The 18,579-nt window shown below is 47.3% G+C and carries 13 protein-coding genes; 10 read left to right on the top strand and 3 right to left on the bottom strand.

The window, feature by feature from the left end; translation table 11 throughout:
- The first annotated feature begins 14 nt into the window (after positions 1-14).
- From L2Y54_RS20855 to L2Y54_RS20830, 6 genes are read left to right on the top strand one after another with little or no spacing between them, the layout of a single operon-like run.
- Complete coding sequence (locus L2Y54_RS20855) at positions 15-866, top strand: NAD-dependent epimerase/dehydratase family protein (protein ID WP_236498792.1); 852 nt, start codon at positions 15-17, stop codon at positions 864-866.
- A complete protein-coding gene (locus L2Y54_RS20850; protein ID WP_236498790.1) occupies positions 863-1,657 on the top strand; it encodes an ABC transporter permease in 795 nt (264 codons plus the stop codon). Before L2Y54_RS20855 ends, L2Y54_RS20850 begins: the two co-directional genes overlap by 4 nt.
- Positions 1,654-2,877, top strand: coding sequence for an ABC transporter ATP-binding protein (locus tag L2Y54_RS20845; protein ID WP_236498788.1), 1,224 nt, complete (start codon positions 1,654-1,656; stop codon positions 2,875-2,877). Before L2Y54_RS20850 ends, L2Y54_RS20845 begins: the two co-directional genes overlap by 4 nt.
- A complete protein-coding gene (locus tag L2Y54_RS20840; RefSeq protein WP_236498787.1) occupies positions 2,874-4,133 on the top strand; it encodes an FkbM family methyltransferase in 1,260 nt (419 codons plus the stop codon). Before L2Y54_RS20845 ends, L2Y54_RS20840 begins: the two co-directional genes overlap by 4 nt.
- Positions 4,134-4,171: 38 nt before the next feature.
- Positions 4,172-8,575, top strand: coding sequence for a glycosyltransferase (locus L2Y54_RS20835; RefSeq protein WP_236498785.1), 4,404 nt, complete (start codon positions 4,172-4,174; stop codon positions 8,573-8,575).
- Between the two features lie 14 nt (positions 8,576-8,589).
- Entirely contained in the window at positions 8,590-10,203 is a 1,614-nt protein-coding gene (locus L2Y54_RS20830) for a hypothetical protein (RefSeq protein WP_236498783.1), read from the top strand.
- 46 nt (positions 10,204-10,249) lie between these two features.
- Here L2Y54_RS20830 and L2Y54_RS20825 read toward each other — a convergent pair whose 3' ends face one another.
- Genes L2Y54_RS20825 through L2Y54_RS20815 form a run of 3 tightly spaced genes read right to left on the bottom strand, consistent with a single transcriptional unit; the run spans position 10,250 to position 12,709 of the window.
- On the bottom strand, positions 10,250-10,987 hold the full coding sequence (locus L2Y54_RS20825; RefSeq protein WP_236498781.1) for an SDR family oxidoreductase: 738 nt from the start codon (positions 10,985-10,987) through the stop codon (positions 10,250-10,252).
- Entirely contained in the window at positions 10,987-12,333 is a 1,347-nt protein-coding gene (locus L2Y54_RS20820; RefSeq protein WP_236498780.1) for an FAD-binding oxidoreductase, read from the bottom strand. Before L2Y54_RS20820 ends, L2Y54_RS20825 begins: the two co-directional genes overlap by 1 nt.
- Positions 12,320-12,709, bottom strand: a complete 390-nt coding sequence (locus L2Y54_RS20815; RefSeq protein WP_236498778.1) for a GtrA family protein — start codon at positions 12,707-12,709, stop codon at positions 12,320-12,322. The genes L2Y54_RS20820 and L2Y54_RS20815 overlap by 14 nt, the downstream gene beginning before the upstream one ends.
- 29 nt (positions 12,710-12,738) lie before the next feature.
- Here L2Y54_RS20815 and L2Y54_RS20810 point away from each other — a divergent pair, with 29 nt between their 5' ends.
- The 4 genes from L2Y54_RS20810 (at position 12,739) to L2Y54_RS20795 (ending at position 18,578) form a co-directional block, all read left to right on the top strand.
- Positions 12,739-13,641, top strand: coding sequence for a decaprenyl-phosphate phosphoribosyltransferase (locus L2Y54_RS20810; protein ID WP_236498776.1), 903 nt, complete (start codon positions 12,739-12,741; stop codon positions 13,639-13,641).
- An 85-nt stretch (positions 13,642-13,726) separates the two neighbouring features.
- Positions 13,727-15,292: a FecR family protein gene (locus L2Y54_RS20805; protein WP_236498774.1), complete on the top strand. Its 1,566-nt coding sequence runs from the start codon at positions 13,727-13,729 to the stop codon at positions 15,290-15,292.
- 89 nt (positions 15,293-15,381) lie between these two features.
- A complete protein-coding gene (locus tag L2Y54_RS20800; RefSeq protein ID WP_236498772.1) occupies positions 15,382-17,262 on the top strand; it encodes a CHASE2 domain-containing protein in 1,881 nt (626 codons plus the stop codon).
- Between the two features lie 29 nt (positions 17,263-17,291).
- Positions 17,292-18,578 carry a tetratricopeptide repeat protein gene (locus L2Y54_RS20795; protein WP_236498770.1) on the top strand — a complete coding sequence of 429 codons (1,287 nt, stop codon included), beginning with the start codon at positions 17,292-17,294 and terminating at the stop codon, positions 18,576-18,578.
- The last annotated feature ends 1 nt before the right edge of the window (position 18,579 follow it).

Raw genomic sequence — 18,579 nt, 5'->3', positions numbered from 1 at the left:
CTAGGTATTGTTAAATGATAAAACGGGTGTTGGTCACTGGTGCGCAAGGTTTTACTGGGCATTATTTGGTTGAACTGCTGCGGCAACTGGGGCATGAGGTCTACGGATTACAAGCAGATATCCGCGATTTGGATGCGCTGACGGCTGAAGTCACAAGTGTCAATCCTACTCATGTGGTGCATCTGGCGGGTATAAGCTTTACGTTGGATGGCAAAGACATCAACATTTATCAAGTCCATTTGATTGGCAGTGAAAACTTGCTGAAAGCCTGCATGGAGATTCGTGAGAATTTGCAGAAAGTGATTTTAGTGAGTACCTCGCATGTGTACGGTTTTGGCAATGGTGAGCCGCTGGATGAAGACTTTCCAGTCGCACCGCGCAGTCACTACGCCGTTAGCAAGTACGCGATGGAGTGTGTTGCTGAAAACTATCGAGATGATTTGTCGATCATTATTACCCGTCCGTTTAATTACACCGGCTATGGTCAGGCGGGGCGTTTCCTCGTGCCAAAGTTAGTCAGCCATTTTAAACAGCGTTTGCCAGCCATTGAGCTGGGGAATATTGATGTGGCGCGAGATTTTTCTGACGTGCGTTGGGTGGCTCAAGTCTATCGTGCGTTGTTAGACAGTGAATACGAAGGCGTTGTGAATCTGTGTTCCGGTCGGGCGGTGACGATTCGCTACATTTTGGATTATTTGCAGCAAAAAACTGGGCATGAGATTCAGCTTAATCAGAAGGTTGATTTGATCCGTAAAGAATGCCTGTTACAGGTCGGTAATCACGCCAAGTTGGATGCGTGGGTGGGCATTAAGCCGTATCCGTTCGAGTCCACGTTGGATTGGATGTTGAGCGGAGAGTCGATATGAAAGGTATGTTGCTGGCAGCGTGGGGTTTCCAGCATTTTATTATTTCGTCCATCCTCAATGAGTTTCGGGTGCGTTTTATCCGTAGCAGCTTGGGCGGTTTGTGGGGCATTCTTCAGCCGTTGATGCAGGTGGCGATTTTTGCTTTTATTCTCTCGCATGTGTTGGCTAGCAAACTGCCGGGGATCGACAATCCGTATGCGTATGCGATTTACCTGCTGGCAGGTACGTTGGCTTGGAATCTATTTGCTGAGGTGATACAGCGTTCCCTTACGTTGTTTATTGATCATGGTAACTTACTGAAAAAGATTTCTTTTCCACGAATTAGTTTGCCGATCATCGTAGCAGGGGGGGCATTGTTAAATAACATTTTGTTATTATTGGCTATTCTTTTTATTTTTTTGCTGTTAGGGCATGTCCCCGGTGTGCAAATTTTGTGGTTGCCGCTGTTGATATTGGTGACATTGGGGTTTGGGTTAGGCTTAGGGCTGATTCTCGGTGTGCTGAATGTGTTTATGCGTGACATTGGGCAGGTAGTGCCAATTGTGTTGCAATTTTTGTTTTGGTTTACCCCAATTGTGTATATGTCGAGCATTATCCCGGAAAACTACCGCCAATGGTTGGTGCTGAATCCTATGTATTCGGTGGTCGAGGCTTACCATCAAGTGTTGGTATTTAATCAGCCTCCCGCTCTGGGGGGAGTTATCGTGATCGGGGTGTTGGCAGTGTTGTTGTCATTGATGGCGATAATCCTGTTCCGCAAGGCCAGCCCGGAAATGGTGGACATGCTATGAACGTGTTAGATGTGCAGCAGGTCGGTAAGGCTTATCGGCATTACGCTTCGGAATGGCAGCGGGTGTTTAACTGGTTTGGTGGTCACATCCCACCGTCGTCAGAACAGTGGGTGCTGCAAGATGTCAGTTTCAGTGTTCGTCAAGGTGAAGCTGTGGGGATTGTCGGGCAGAATGGCGCGGGTAAAAGTACTCTGCTCAAGTTGATCACGGGCACACAGTTTCCAACTACTGGCAATGTCTGGGTGAATGGGCGAGTCTCGGCGATTTTGGAATTGGGGATGGGGTTTAGCCCAGAGTTAAGCGGGCGGGACAATGTTTTGCACACAGCGGGGCTGATGGGCTTTTCCCATGAAATGGTACTGGCGCAGATGGCGGAGATCGAGGCATTTGCGGAAATCGGTGCGTATTTCAATGAACCTGTGCGCACTTATTCGAGCGGGATGCAGATGCGTGTGGCGTTTGCGGTGGCAACAGCGTTTCGCCCCGATATTTTGATCGTGGATGAGGCATTGTCGGTGGGCGATGCGTATTTTCAGCATAAGAGTTTCAACCGTATCCGTGAATTTCAGCAACAAGGCACGACGTTATTGTTGGTGACACATGACCATAACTTGGTGCGTTCGGTATGTGACCGCGCTGTCTTGCTGGAAAAGGGTAGGTTACTGAAGCAAGGTGAACCGAACGATGTGGTGGATTTTTATAACGCCATGATCGGTGAGAAAGAGGGGCAAGGAACGATTCGCCAAGAACAGACCGATATGGGAAAAACTCGTACAGTGTCGGGAACAGGCGAAGCGAGAGTGGTTGAGATCACGCTAACCGATTCAGCCGGTAAGCCGCTTGAGATCGTGTCCGTTGGTGCAGCGGTTGAGTTGCGGATTGTGGTGCAGGTTCATGCACCCATTCCTCGTTTGATATTGGGTTATATGATTAGAGATCGGCTCGGATGCCCTATTTTTGGGATAAATACCGATGCGTTGCAATGCCCGTTGGATAACGTAGAGGTTGGGGAATTGATCACTTATTCCTTTCGCTTCTCGGCGAATTTGGGGAATGGGAGCTATTCGATTTCCACTGCTTTGGTGAGTACCGATACCCACCTAGTTAACAATTACGAATGGCGTGATTTGGCGCTGGTATTCGAGGTGGCGAATATGAACCATGCTTATTTTGAGGGGTGTAACTGGATGTTGCCAGGATTGGAGATTCAACGCGCATGAAATTTGTGTCGTATGCCCAGAATTATGAAGATGTGATGTTATGGCGTGCTTTCCATGCTGTGGATAAGGGCTTTTTTATTGATGTGGGAGCGAATGCGCCGGTAGCGGATTCGGTCACTTACTTATTTTACGAACGTGGCTGGCGTGGTATCAATATCGAGCCTGTGGCGCAGTGGTTCGCTATGTTGGCTGAATCTAGGGTAGCTGACATCAACTTGAATGTTGCTATTTCCGATACGGCTGATTCGCTGATTCTGTATGACGTGCCAGATACTGGTCTGGCGACGGCTGATCCTGAGATTGCAGAACGTCATCGGCAGGAGGGATTCAAACTGTCGGAATGTAGTGTTCCGGCTGTTACGTTGGATGCTGTATGCAAGCAATACGCGCCTAATACTATCCATTTCCTGAAAATTGATGTGGAAGGCGTGGAGACAGCAGTTATTAGAAGCATCGATCTTGAGCGTTACCGCCCGCAAATCATTCTGGTCGAAGCCACGTTGCCGAATTCCACTGAAGTCCGTTATGCGGAGTGGGAGATGCTGATTACTGGCAAACGTTATGATTTTGTGTATTTTGATGGGCTGAATCGCTTTTATGTAGCGCAGGAAGTCGGACATTTGCGCGAGGTGTTCATCGCACCTCCCAATGTACTGGATGATTTCATGCCATACCGTGAAGTCATTCTCCGTGACATGATTGCGCATTTGCAGGAACGGTTGGCTCATGATGTACAACAAGCACAGCAAGAAACACAGCAACAAGCACTAGCGTATCAGCACTTGCACCAGCAGCATGAGCAGATGCAGCAACAACATATTGCGCTTGTACGTGAGAAAACGTCGATACAGCAAGAGCTGATGGGCGTGTATGCTGGAACTGCATGGCGTATCACCAAGCCTTTACGTTTGCTGGCCGATCATGGCAAGCCATTGTTGCGTAAAGTTGTTAAGGGCGGCAGTGCTTGGATTAGTCTGAAACCGGAAAGCCGTCTGCGTCGTACCACCTATCAGTTGAAAGGATTAGCTGTACGTCTATTGAAAAAACTGGTGCGCAAAACAAAATATTTTGCTGATACCAATCCCCTATTTGCACACTTTGTTAAAAAACTGATTCAGCGTTTTCCAAGCATACACAAGCGATTGGCACGGATGCTGTTGCGCTCCCACCATGTGCCGGATAGGCAAACGTTAAGCCCTTCCCAAATCGGGAGTGCGGCGAATACCCTCTATACCAAGATGAAAAGCAACACCTAAAGCCTGCAATGGCTAAGGTTAGATAGCGGCGGAATATTATGCGGATTATTTTAGATTTACAGGCTTGTCAATCAACAGGAAGTCGTGAGCGTGGGATTGGACGCTATTCGTTTGCCTTGGCGCAGGCGATGGTGAAACAGACGGGGACACATGAGATCCATCTCGCTCTGAATGCGAATTTCGCCAATACCTTGGCGGATGTCAAAGCGGAATTTTCGGCTTATATCCCAGCAGAACATATTCATGTGTTTAGTGTGCCAAGTAGACTCGCGGAATGTCTGCCTGAAAATGCTTGGCGCATTCGGGCAGCAGAACGAGTGCGAGAAGATTTTTTAGCCAGCCTGCGCCCCGACATTATTCACGTTTCCAGCTTGTTCGAGGGGCTTGGGGATGATGCAGTGGCATCGGTGCATAGTGGGGAAATTGCCAGTCGTTCGGCGGTGACGCTGTATGATTTGATCCCACTGGCGTATGCCAATATTTATTTGGCTAACGAAGCAACGCAGCATTGGTATTACCGTAAGCTGCAATCGCTGCGCAATGCGGCGTTGTTGCTCTCCATTTCTGAGCATTCCCGGCAGGAAGCGTTTGAGTTTCTGGGGATCGAAGAATATAAGGTGATCAACTTGTCGGGGGCGATGACGGCTGATTTTCAGGTGTTGGATTTAAAGCCAGAACAGCGTCAAGCGATCAGCCAGCGTTACGGTTTAAGCAAACCCTTCGTTATGTATACGGGGGGAATTGATCACCGCAAAAATATTGAAGGGTTGGTGGAAGCTTTTGCTAAGTTACCATTGGCATTGCGTCAGCAGTATCAATTGGTGGTGGTTTGTAAAGTCAATGAGCGAGATCGGCAACAATTTCAGGTATTGGCGCAGCAGCACGGGTTGCAAGGTGCTGATGTGGTGTTTACCGGGTTTGTGCCGGATGAAGATCTGATTGCGCTGTACAATATGGCGAAGCTGTTTGTGTTCCCCTCCAAACGTGAAGGTTTCGGATTACCTGTATTGGAAGCGATGGCGTGCGGTTTGCCTGCCATTGGGTCTAACTGTTCCAGCATTCCAGAGATTATGGGGTGCGCTGATGCTTTGTTTGACCCGCACAATACGGCATCCATTACCGCTAAGATGGCGCAAGCGTTGCAGGATCAGGGCTTTTACAATGCTTTGCGTGAACACGGTTTGGCGCAAGCGCAAAAGTTTTCGTGGGATAAGTCTGCTCGCACAGCATTGGATGCGTTTGAGGCGCACCATGCGCAGCAACAAGCCGCAGCCAGGGTGCTTGTCCCTGTGGCTGTTGCGGCTAAACGCCCGCGTTTGGCATTCATCTCCCCGCTGCCACCGGAAAAGACGGGGATTGCAGCGTATAGTGCCATGTTGTTGCCAGAGTTAGCGCGTTATTACGAGATTGAAGTGGTCACGGATCAGCCGGTGATCGAAGATGCGTGGATTCAGGCGAATTTTCCGGTACGTTCGGTGGCGTGGTTTAAGGAAAATCATCGGCGATATGAGCGGTGTTTGTATCAGGTGGGCAATAGTGCATTTCACCAGCACATGTTTGAGTTGTTACAGGCATTTCCAGGGGTGATTACCCTGCATGATTTTTATCTGGTCAATGTCAAAGGTCACATGGATGTGACGGGGTACAAGGCAGGTACCTTGATGCGGGCATTGTATGCGTCACACGGTTACGCTGCACTGCACCTGTTGGTGAATGCTGATTATGATTGCGTGATGAATACTTATCCAGCCAACCTACGGGTTTTGGAGAGTGCACGTGGAGTCGTGGTTCACTCGCATTTTCCCAAACAATTAGCGCAGCAATGGTATGGGGAAGATTACCCGGAGCACTGGCAGGTGATCCCGCTGGTGCGTGCCCCTAAACGGCATAACAGTCGTGCGGAAGCTCGTCGTCAACTGGGTGTCAGTGCTGATGACATGATTATCTGTTCGTTTGGGATGTTAGCCCCTAGTAAGCAGAACCAACGGCTGCTGAATGCATGGTTGGCAAGCCCGTTATCTCATGATTCTCGCTGTAAACTGGTGTTTGTTGGTGAGTTGGGTGGCAAGGAATATGCCCCGGCGATTCAGCAAATTATTCGTTCAGCTCATGCCAAAGAGCGGATTCAGATTACCGGCTTTGCCGCGCAGGAAGATTACGACAACTGGCTGGCAGCAGCGGATGTGGCGGTACAATTGCGTACTGATACACGCGGAGAAACCTCTGCGGCTATTTTGGATTGCTTGGCAAGTGGTTTACCCACCATTTTCAATGCCTACGGTTCGGCGACGGAAATCCCCGATGGATTGGCAATAAAATTAACCGCCGACTTCGCTGACGATGAGTTGGGGGCAGCGCTGGAGTTGATGTTTGGGGATGAGACAGTACGGCGAACGTTTGCTGAAGCAGGTCGAGCTTATTTGCAGCAGCATCACGCGCCTACTAGCGTGGGTGTTATGTATCGTGATGCCCTTGAGCGTTTTTATCTGACTGATCCGCGCCTTCAGGAAGACCATTTGGTGCAGGATATTCAAAATATTTGTTTGAATCCATCACTCTCTGATCAGGATTTCATTCAGCTAGCGAACAGTATCGTTGCCAATCGTCAATTTACCCAAGGGCAGAAAACATGGTTTGTGGATGTGTCGAATGGGGTGAAACGTGATTCTAAAACGCACGTAAACCCATCAACACAAGCGATTCTATCTGAGATGCTGTTGAATCCACCTGCTGGTTATCGTGTCGAACCTATTTACGCGGATGTGGGGCAATACCGTTACGCACGAAGGTTTACTTGTCAGTTATTAGGATTTGACGATCTGTCATTACCCGATGAAGCGGTAGAATTCAAACGAGGCGATATTTTTCTGGGATTAGATTCTGCTCTCCATTCGATGCCGCAGATGACAGATGTTTTACAGCTTCAACGCGTCCGTGGAATAAAATTATATTGGGTAGTATATGAGGCATTGCCTGAATGTTTTGATAGTGAAATGGTGTCCCAATACCAGCAGTGGCTTAACAGTATTAGACCACTCGCCGACGATTTGCTGGGTATTTCTGGGGTAGATGTTTCTAATTCAGGGCAAGATACTGGCTCTGTATTGATGAAGCGTTTATTGGTGTTGCTGAATGAGGAGCAGCGTCAATCATTATTGGAATCTACTCAGGTGGTAGATTCCTGTGGTGATCCAGTCATCGAGGCAGTTGAGACTGTACCTGCTGTTGCGCCACTAAATGATCAAGATATGGCAGCAGCGACAGAATTTATTCTTAATCGGCAATTTTCAGACGATCAAAAGAGTCTGTTGGTAGATGTCTCATCCTTGCAGTGGAAAGATTTTGGTTCTGGTGTACATCGAGTGACCAAAGCAATTCTTAGAGAACTTTTACTTAACCCGCCATCGGGTTATCGTGTTGAGCCTGTTTATGCGCAGGGTAAAGCGTATTCTTATGCGCGAAATCTAACTGGGCATCTTCTCGGATTAAAAAATATCCCATTAATGGATGAAGCTGTTGCGTTTAAATCGGGCGATGTTTTTTTAGGCTTGGATCTTGTGTTACATAACTTACCATTAATGGAGCCGGTGTTATCTTTACAGCGAGTGCGTGGAGTAAAGATTTATTGGGTGGTGTATGACATGCTGCCAGTATCGATGCCAGAACATTTTAATAATGATGTGGTGTTTCATTATAATAATTGGTTGAGAAGTGTCACCAAGATTGCCAATGGTTTGTTATGCATTTCAGCTACTGTGGCAGATGAATTAAAAACCTGGTGTGATGGTCAGGTACTGAACCGTTCTGATAAAGTGCATATTGGGCATTTCCATATGGGTGCAGATATAAACCACAGCCTTCCTTCAGTTGGTTTGCCCGCTAATTATGTGGAGATTCTCAATATACTGAAGAATACCAGAGCAGTATTAATGGTGAGTACGGTGGAATCTCGAAAGGGCTATCAGCAAACATTGTCAGCTTTTGAGCAATTATGGCGTAAAGATGTTGAGATAACGCTAGTGATTGTGGGTCAAGCAGGTTGGAAAACAGGGGCATTACAGGCAAAAATCAAATCTCATCCCGAATTAGGTAAACGTTTGTTCTGGTTTGCGGGTATCAGTGATGAAATGCTACTGAAACTCTATGAACATTGCACAGTATTACTGGCAGCAGCGGAAGGGGAAGGGTTTGGCTTGCCCTTGATTGAAGCGGCACAGCATGGTTTACCGATTATTGCGCGGGACTTACCGGTATTTCGTGAAATTGCGGGTGAACATGCCTTTTATTTTCAGGGTAAAGAGCCGCAGGCGTTAGCGGATGCAATCCAGCAATGGTTAACCTTGTGGCAAGCCGATTCTGCCCCACAATCTGCGGGTATTTCGTGGTTGACGTGGGCTGAAAGTGCCGCGCAGTTAAAGGCGTTTGTAGTCGGAAATGTGTAGTCATGCATAGGAAAATGCTAACATCTGCTGCGCTGGTGCTGCTGCTGATTAATATTGGCTTTCTTTGCTGGTATTTATTTGTAGGTTATCAGGCATACTTTCATTCTGATAGTGCTATCAAGGTGCTTCTCGCTAGGGAAATTATTTTGGTGGGGGATTATTTTCCGAGCGATTGGAATTACGTCAATAAAGACCTGTTTGTTTTATTTGGTCACACTTTTGTTATTCCCTTGTTGACCTTTCTGCCAGCAGGGTATACGGCACATGCTCTATCTGGATTAGTGTCGTCGATGTTGATTCTGTCCGGTATATGGTTGTTGACGAGCATAATGGCTCTCAGCATGGCGCATCGATTGTTAGTCGTTGCAATAGTCACGGCAGGCATTTCTGGGCTTATGGCAGAAAACTTATTTGGTCAAGTTGCTTACGGCACGATCGTGTATTTTTCTTGTTATTGTGTGTACTTTTCTTGGCGATTTATCGAAGCACCTCAAGGCAGAAAATGGCTATGGGGTGTGGCGCTGTTTGTGGTTATCTCGCTTGCTTTTTGGTCAAATCCGCAGCGTGGATTGGTTTCGTATGGCATTCCACTGCTGGTGGCGGCTTTGATATTTTGGCTCAGGGGGCGTGATTCAAATACAGATTACCAGCAATCTGGTGTTAGGCTTCTAATGAGTATTGTTTTTACAGGCATTGTCATTGGCACGTTGATACATTTACAGACACTATCTGGTGTCAATAATGTGTCGGGAGCAGGAAATGCGCATTGGCTCTCCTATGATTTGATGCTTAGAAATTTCGCATTGGCTTTACGGGGGTATTTTGCCATATTTGGTGGATTACCAATGGCTGGTACTCCCGTGGTTAGCGCTACAGGTTTTTATGAGGCGATTCGCCTAATCGCTGCGTTGGTTTTGTTGGGGTTAATACCGATTGCGATTTTTCGAGCATTGCAGCAAAAAAACGGGTTGGCTTTTTTAGGACTATTTACCCTAATTGCATTTTTGGGGGCTTTTTTCTTTCAAGTGACAACTACCGTGCCGGATATGAATGATAGCATTCAGAGTTCGCGCTATCTTGTGCCTTCTCTTGTTTTAGTGATGGTTATTGTACTCGTACAACCGTTTAACTTAAAAAAACCAGACTTGTTTACTGTTTCTGTTGCCTTTATATCGGTGATATTTGCGACTAGTGCCTATCCGACATATGTTGCATCAGATCCATATTCAAATACTAATTGGAATACATCTAAACAATACACTAGTCAACACACTGCATTGATCGAGTTTCTGGCAGAGCAGAATTTAAAGTATGGCTACGGTACATACTGGAATGCGGGGGTGATTAGCGTTTTAAGTAATGAAAATGTGCTAGTCAGACAAATTCTTATTGATGAGGGTATTCCTAAGCCAATGCATCTTTTGTCGTCTAAGCGTTGGTTTCGCCCTAGTGCTTGGCAAGGTGAAACCTTTCTGCTCCTCTCACAGCAAGAAGCTACCGCAATTGATTGGGGACATCTAGCGTCGTATGCTGTGAAGCCTACTCGTGAGCTTGCATTCGGCGATTACAGAATGTACGTGTTTGCTGAAAACATAGCGAAACATTTGCCGGGATGGGATTCGCGCTAATTCTCTAACTGTCAGATTTGGAGAGCCAAATTAGGTGGGTTATGCTTCATAGCGATAAACGTTTAAAAATATGTTCGGGAATAGTGCGAATAATCAGCATTATATAGCGCCACCAAAAAGGCAGATAAACAATGTCTTTCTGTTTGCTAATAGCTGTCACAATACCTGTCGCAATTGCTTCAGGTTCCGCCCATAACGCTCCCTTCTTAAAAGCAGCGGTCATCGGTGTATTCACGAAACCGGGTTTGATTGTCAGTACTTGTATATTACTTTTAGCTAGGCGGTTACGTAAACCTTGCATAAAAATGGTAATTGCACCTTTGGCAGTTCCGTAAATGTAATTGGATTGACGCCCCCTGTCACCCGCCACTGAACTGATCACCGCAATACAACCTTGCTTGCGTTGCTCAAAATAATTGGCTAGTAGCGTGAGTAAGCCAATAACACTGATAGCATTAGTATTTAATTCTTGCAGTGTTAGCTCAATACTACGTTCGCAAGCAGTTTGATCACTGAGTGTGCCGTGTGCAATTAATACCACATCCAAACCATCGAGTTCAGCAATGGCTTTATCCAATAGGCTTGGGTATTGCTCAATCGCCGCTGTATCAAACTTGGCATAAGCGACTGTATTTGCGCCCCGTATGCGCAGATCGTTAGCTAAATCACTCAATCGTTCTTGATCCCGTGCTAACAAATAGAGCTGGTCGCCACGCTCAGCAAAGCAACGTGCAGTCGCTTTGGCAATGGCAGATGTTGCCCCAATAATAAGGATTTTTTGCATTAGTTTAGTCCTAGACGTTGTGATTGCAGGGATGCGAAATGTCCGATAGCGCCATATTGTTCACGCACTGCTTGAAACCTTTCCCACTGGGGGTAACTGCGTTTGAAGGTGGTTTCATGCATACGAGCATCCTTCGCTAAATAGAGCCGTCCGCCAAAATCCAATACCATTGCATCCAATTCATGCAATAGTTCCAGTAAACCGGGGGCTAATTTAAAATCCAATGCCAAGGTGTATCCTTCGATAGGAAACGAGAGCAAATTGGCATTGGCTTTTCCAAATGCTTTGAGTACAGCAAGGAAAGAGCCACGACCTGAACGGGCAATACGTTTTAGGATAGTGCGTAAGCCTTCCATGCCCGCCGCTTGGGGAATGACAAACTGGTATTGGATGAAGCCATTGCGCCCATACAACCGATTCCAGTGAAGAATACCATCTAATGGATAAAAGAAAGGTTCATAATGAATACATTGTGTGCTTTGTTGTTGGCGAATACGTTGGTAGTAAAATGTATTAAACGCTCGAATTGAATAGTGATTAAGCAATTGCTTGGGCATCTCCATAGGAATACTAAGCTTGCTGCGGTGTCTGGTATGCAGTTCTCCTTCCGGTGCATGTTCTCCTAGCATTAACAGCGAGCGACCTAACGCCTCATTATTGGCGAGGCAATCAATCCAAGCAACCGAGTAAGTTGCTGCGTGATGTTCGGCAAAAAGTGCTAGCACTTCTTCAAGATTGGCAGCTTTATAGGTGATTTGGTTAATATAGGCGCTGTGAATCGCCGTTAATTGCAACGTTGCGTTTATAATTAGCCCAGTTAATCCCATGCCACCACACGTGGCATGAAACAATTCGGGATGTTCGCTGCGCGAGCAGCGTAGGCGACTGCCATCACCCAACAATAATTCAAGGCTTACGATGTATTCACTAAAACAGCCATGTTGATGATGATTTTTACCGTGAACATCACTGGCAATTGCACCGCCGATACTGACGAATTGTGTACCCGGCGTTACGGGTAAGAACCAGCCTTTGGGAACAAACACCGCCAGCAATGCTGCTAGGCTCACGCCCGCATGGCAGGTTAGCTGACCGCTATGTGTGTCAAAGTCTAGCAGGCAGTCGAGTTCTTGGGTGTTGATGACGTATTCGGCTAACGCGCTATCCCCATAACTACGCCCCATGCCGTGAGCAATTAGTGGCATGGTGTGCGTGGCGAGGTGTGATTGGCACGTTGTGAGGGAAATAGGTGTGAAAATATTACTTTGATACTGTGGATAACGCCCCCAACCGGATAACCTAGTTAACATTGCGGTTGACTGTCTCGTTTGCTTAGATAAAGACATGTTTTTTGTCTAGCCTATATTTGATGATATAACCAATAAGTAAGCCAATAATACCGCCCACATACCGTAGCAAATCATTCTGAAACAGGTAGTGAAAGCCGAATTCAAATCCCCAGAAAATCAGCGTCGTGAAAATACCCGTGAAGGTATAAAGTAAAAATGTTTTGTTATTGTGTGCTAAGTTTTTGGTTTTAAAATGAAAGATGTACTGTTTGTCGAGTATGTATTTTATAATCAAGCCAATGGCTGTGCCACCTAATACGGAAAACTCAAGCTGAAAGCTCCCGCTATAAAGATACATGATGACTGCTTGTGTGCCAATATTTGCTATGATGGCAACCAACGCGAACAGTGCGTAGGTAAGGGCTAACGTCATGAATGCTTATCCAAAAGGTAGAACTGGTTGTGAATAATATAGTGCCACCTCATGCTTTGCTATCAAAACTCGCTCCCTTAATCCGCTTGATGCGTCCACGTCAGTGGGTGAAAAATGCATTTGTTTTAGCACCGTTATTGTTTTCAGGACTATTTTTGGATGGTGTAGAGGTGATTAAAGCGTTGTGGGCAACGTTATTATTTTGCCTGACATCTTCTGCGGTTTACATTGTTAATGATATGCATGATGTAGAACGTGATCGACAGCATCCGCTGAAGTCTAAGAGTCGACCACTGGCTGCGGGTACAGTTTCGCCGCGTGACGCAATGATTTTATTGGCTTTCTTGGGGCTAATCGTATTGCTGGGTAGCTTGTCGATGCCTAACGTTGGCGCAGTGTTATTGGGCTATATTGTTATGAATCTGGGCTATACGTTTTGGATGAAGCACGAACCCGTGTTGGATATTTTTACCATTGCCAGTGGTTTTGTGTTACGGGTGTACGCTGGTGCAATGGCGTTAGATGCACCTGTATCTGGCTGGATGTTTGTCACAACCTTGTGCTTAGCACTTTACTTAGCCTCTGTTAAGCGTCGTCAGGAGTTATTACAAAGTGGCAATGAAGGGCGTAAGGTGTTGGAAAAATATTCAGTGGCACTGGTGGAGCGTTATGCTGAAATGTCGGCAACTGTGGCGTTAATTTTCTACAGCTTATTCATTATGTCGGAAAAACCAGACATGATTATGACCATTCCTGTTGTCTTGTTTGGTTTTTTCCGCTACTGGTATGTGGTGGATATGCTGGAGGGTGGGGAATCTCCTACCGATGCACTGTTCAGTGATCGGCAATTGCAACTGACGCTACTGGTGTGGGTGGTGCTGTGTGCTTGGTTATTGGCAGTGAATAAAGCAGTGGTTCCTGACCTAATGTGATAATCGTCACATTTCTTTTGAAAGAATTTCTTTATAATAAGTTTTGGGTGAAATGATGCGTTAATAAGCGCGACGGAGGTATTCCATGCGGATCATTCAAGTACTCGTGCTGTGGAGTATGGTTGTATTCGGTTCGACAGCAATGGCTAGCAACGGTCAGTTGGTCGGTGAGGTTGTGTTTGTGACAGGTTCCGCACAGGTTCATCAGGGGCAGAAGCCTTCAATTGATTTGCAGGTGGGAATGCCTATTTTTGTCGGCTACACCTTAGCAACCAACGCCATTGGGCATTTACACATCCGCACGATAGACGGTGCTTTCCTAAGTTTGCGTTCCGATTCTGTTGTCAGCATTGTTCAATACAATGTGGATGCACAGAACCCTGCCGCTAACCAAATTCGTCTGGATGTTCAGCGCGGTGCGGTGCGTTCGGTAACGGGTAAGGCAGGTGAAGCCAATCGCCCCGGTTTCCGTATGAATACACCCGTCGCCGCGATTGGTATTCGTGGAACCGATTTTACCGTCTTCACCGACGCGATGTCCTCCAGTGTGAGTGTGCGTCAAGGTGGTGTCGTGGTTGCACCCTTTAGTTCGGTTTGTAGCCGCCAAACGTTGGGGGCTTGTGGTGGTAGTCAGGCAGTTATGTTGTCTGCTTATGATCAACAAGTCGTCGCAGAAGTTAATGTAACACAGGCTAGTTTGGTTCCTAAAGAAAGTGCCACGCGGGTTCCCGATGCTATTAAGCCTGCCCACCCAGTTGAAGATAAGCATGTCCAAGAGTCTCGTGAAATGCCGACTTCCCAAAACACTGTTTCAGCCAATCCTGCGGTTGAGTCTGAAAAACAGACACAGACATCTGATAAAGCCAGCAATACCACACCCGCGACTGCTGCCAATACAACGGGTACAGAGCGCTTGTCTAGCAGCGCCACTGCGTCTGTTGCCTCGTTATCGCCAGTGAGTACTGAGATTGGCCCCAAGGAATCCGTCACGTCTGAATTGGCTAGCAATATTATTGTGCAAGAGCGTGCCGGTGACAGTAGCAAGGTCATCAGCGATACGGTAAGCAATCAATTGGGTTTAGTGAGTGCAACTGATTCTAGCGCTCCTCGCGTTCCTGTGCCGCCAATAGTAGAAGTGCCAGCAAAACCCCAAGTTTTCCATTATGGGCGTTGGTCAAGCTATGTCGAGAACACGGCTCAAGACATTGTGCGTGACCCAACCCGTAACCGTCAGGTATTCGCAGCTAACAGCGTACACTTGATTGGTAGCGCCGAAAAAGTCGCAGGTAGCTTGCCCATACCTGAAAATAGAGCAGGTGTTGTTGATTTTAGATTGGATGCAGGGGAAGCCGTGGTGCGTCGTGGTGATAGAATCATTCCCGCGACAATCAGTAACCCCACGTTGCAAATTGACTTTGACACCAATCGCTTTGGTACACGGCTGGACGTGACCTCGGCTGGTTTGGATCGGGGAACAGAATATTTGTCAGCTCAAGGCACGCTGGGCGAAACGGGGTTGCTACGCAGTGAATCAGGCACGTCTAACATGTCAGTGTCTGGGGCAATAGACAGCTCTGCTACACAAGCAGGTTACATTTACGAGAAAAATGATGTCGGTATTTCCGGTGCGACCACATGGTTAGCGCAATAAGCGCCTGTGTTAGCGGGCGGGTATAGCCATTGTTGAAACGCGTTATCATTATTGCGCTGCTGGGTTGTCTCGTTGGGGGGTATGTTTGGATGCCCTCCAAGTGGCATCCCGCCGTTTTGACGCATTTGGAGCTATTTGCCTACGATTCACGGATGGCATTAACCGCGTACATCACGCATGGCGATACGCCTGTTGCGCTAAATTCCCAAGTCGTGGTCATTGATATTGATAACCCCAGTTTAGACAAGATAGGGCGTTGGCCTTGGCCTAGGGATACCTTTGCGACGCTAGTGCAGCGTTTGCGTCAGGATTACCAAGTCGATGGCATTGGGCTTGATGTCTTATTTGCGGATGAAACCTGCCAAGGTGAGACCGACAATATTGCACTCCAACAAGCATTACAAGCCAATTTGCCCGTCATGGCTGTATCCTTCCAAAGCCAATTGACCGAAACACTGTTGCGTGATGGGCAGTTAGGCGCAGGCGTGGCCTTGGAAGGTATTGCGAATGTCGAACCCTGGTGGGGGCAAGCAACGGGTTACGTCGCCAACCTCGCGCAGTTTCTCACCCCCGATGTGTATACCGGGCATATCTCACCGCAGCGCGATGTGGATGGCAAAGTGCGCCGCCTCAAACCCATTTATCAATGGGAAAACGCCTATTACGATACCTTGGCATTGGCGATAGTACGTCAGCGTTTCCAAACCAAAACACTGGCATGGGAACAGGATCTTGCCCATTGGTTTGATTCGCAGCGGCTGCGGGTGCAAGCGTCCGATACACAGCTCAGTATTCCGGTTAACCGTGCTGGCGAGGTATTAATTCCGTATACGCAATATAAGGATTATTCGCCTTACGCACGCATTTCGGCGTACAAAATTTTGCAACAAGACCCTGATATTGATCTGTGGGGAAAATTTGTACTGATTGGCTCATCGGCGACAGCACAAATGGATATTGTCGCCAGCCCATTGAATCCGGCATTACCGGGTGTCGAAGTACACGCCTCTATGTTGGCAGCGATGCTGAATCCAGATGCGCATTTCAAAGTAGAACCCTATCATGCCCCGCTATTGCAAACGCTACTGATAACCCTGATTGCTAGTCTGTTGCTATGGGCAAGGCAGCGTAGTGCATGGCTGGTGTTAGTGGTTGGACCATTGCTGTTAGTGGCATGGTTGGGGGGAAATGTTGCTTTATGGTCACAATGGCACATTGCTCTGGCTATATTGCCCCCCGTTTTATTGATTGTCATGGTGCTAAGTTATTTGTTAATCAGTGATTTGCTGGATATTCAAGCGCGTCATCAGCATGTGCGGCGTTTATTCAGTTATTACCTGCCCGAACCGGTGGCACAGCGCCTCGCCAGTGAACAACGCAATCACGATTGGTTAAAAGCCGAACGTCGCGAAATGACGGTGATGTTTGCGGACATACAAGGGTTTACCACATTAGCCGATTCAATGGAGCCAGAAGCAGTCGCGGCGATTACGTGGGAATTATTTTCCGGGTTAACGGGCGTGATTCACGCTCACGGTGGCACGGTCGATAAATACATGGGGGATGCTGTGATGGCATTTTGGGGCGCACCGCTGCCAGATCAAACCCATGCAGAACACGCTGTTGATGCTGCACATGCCATGCAAGCGGCGATTGAAAACATGAACACCAAGATTTTTAACGCAAAAAATCTGCATATTCAATTGGGTATTGGGATCAACACCGGGATTATGGTAGTGGGTAATTTAGGCTCATCACAACGCCATACCTATACCGTTATGGGGTCTGAGGTCAATAAAGCATCTGCTATTCAGCAGCTTACCCGTGAACAAGGTTATGCTATACTGGTTGGCGAAAATACGGCTGCACAACTGCCTCAGAGTGCAACTATTGATCTGGGTTTAATCGGCAGTAAAAAGCTCCCTTATAAAATTCGAGTCTTTGCGGTAGGTAGCGCTAAGCTGCACTAGCGCGGCGACTTTACCAGCAAGGATAATGGATGTTTCTCAAGCAACATGCTTTGTCAGGTTTTGTGTTCATGTTTTGGGTCTTGGGGGGGAATAGAGCGCTTGCTTGTGGGCAAGACGCTGCTACAGCACAAACTTATCAACAAGCAATTACTTTATTTGATAGCGGTGCTTATGCTGAAGCCCTACCGTTGTTTGAACATGTTTATGCACAAGAGCCGTTCTGTATTGGCGCAAAACTAGACATCGCGGTGACTCATTTTCGGTTGGAGCAGTACGCGCTTGCCCGTCGTTTATTCCAAGAGATTCTGACGACTCCGGGTATCGCTGAAGGTATACGCCAGCAATGTGAAGGCTTTCTTCTCGTTATTGATGAGAAAACATCGGTATCCACTACCGCAACGTTGGGTAAATTGCCGCGCTTACAAGTGTCAGCGGGTTTGGGTGTAAGTGATAATGTCAATAATGGCTTGGGTTTTGACCGTTTAGCGATTGGGGGAGGGGATGAACCCCTGATGTTGTCGTTGGGTGAAAACGCCAAAGCCCATTCTGGCAGTTGGCATGATGTAGAAGTCGCGGTAAATAAAACCCTGCCGGTAGTGGATAAGTTGGAAACACAGGCACAATTGACCGTTACATGGCGAGATAATCATCAAAACGACCATTTGGATCTTGCCGTAGTGCGCGGCATGGTTGAAATGAAACCCGGTGAGTGGATGAGTGACGTAGAGCCACGCTTCGTCGTATCAGGCGGCGCGGTACGCTTAGATAATGAGTCTTATCGACAAGATGCTGCCGTTGCTGCTCAAGTTCAGGTTCCTAACCCGTTGTTGGATAGAAAAATTGCGCTGAGTTACCAGTTAACCGACAGCCATTATACAACGCCCAAAGTGGTTGATAATAATAGTGTTTCTCACCGTGTGAGTGTGGGGGTTCCATTGCCAAGCCCTGCAAAGCCATTGCATTTGAATGTGGATATGAGCCATCAATGGCCAAGCAGTGCGGAACGTTTAGCAGACTACTCAGAAACCTCCGTGCGTTTTCGGGCTAATTATCAACCGCCAGAGCGCAAATATGGGCTAACCGCCAGTTACCGTGTTTCACAACAGCGTGATCGTGAGGTCTATAATGAAGTCGCTTTCCCTGATAAGCGGCGCGACCCTACCCAACAGGTGGTGAATCTGGGGTGGTCATGGCAGGTAACGCCTGATTTAACGTGGGAGGCTCGGTTGCAAGCTCGCCAGCAAGATTCAGATATTCCCCTGTTTGAAAGTAAGGCGGTTGACCTCACCACGGGGATTCGCTGGCAATTGGATTAAA

Source organism: Thiothrix winogradskyi, from assembly GCF_021650935.1.
GTDB classification, from domain to species: domain Bacteria; phylum Pseudomonadota; class Gammaproteobacteria; order Thiotrichales; family Thiotrichaceae; genus Thiothrix; species Thiothrix winogradskyi.
Note: the sequence above shows the minus strand (reverse complement) of the source record. Positions and strands in the feature narration are given on the sequence as shown.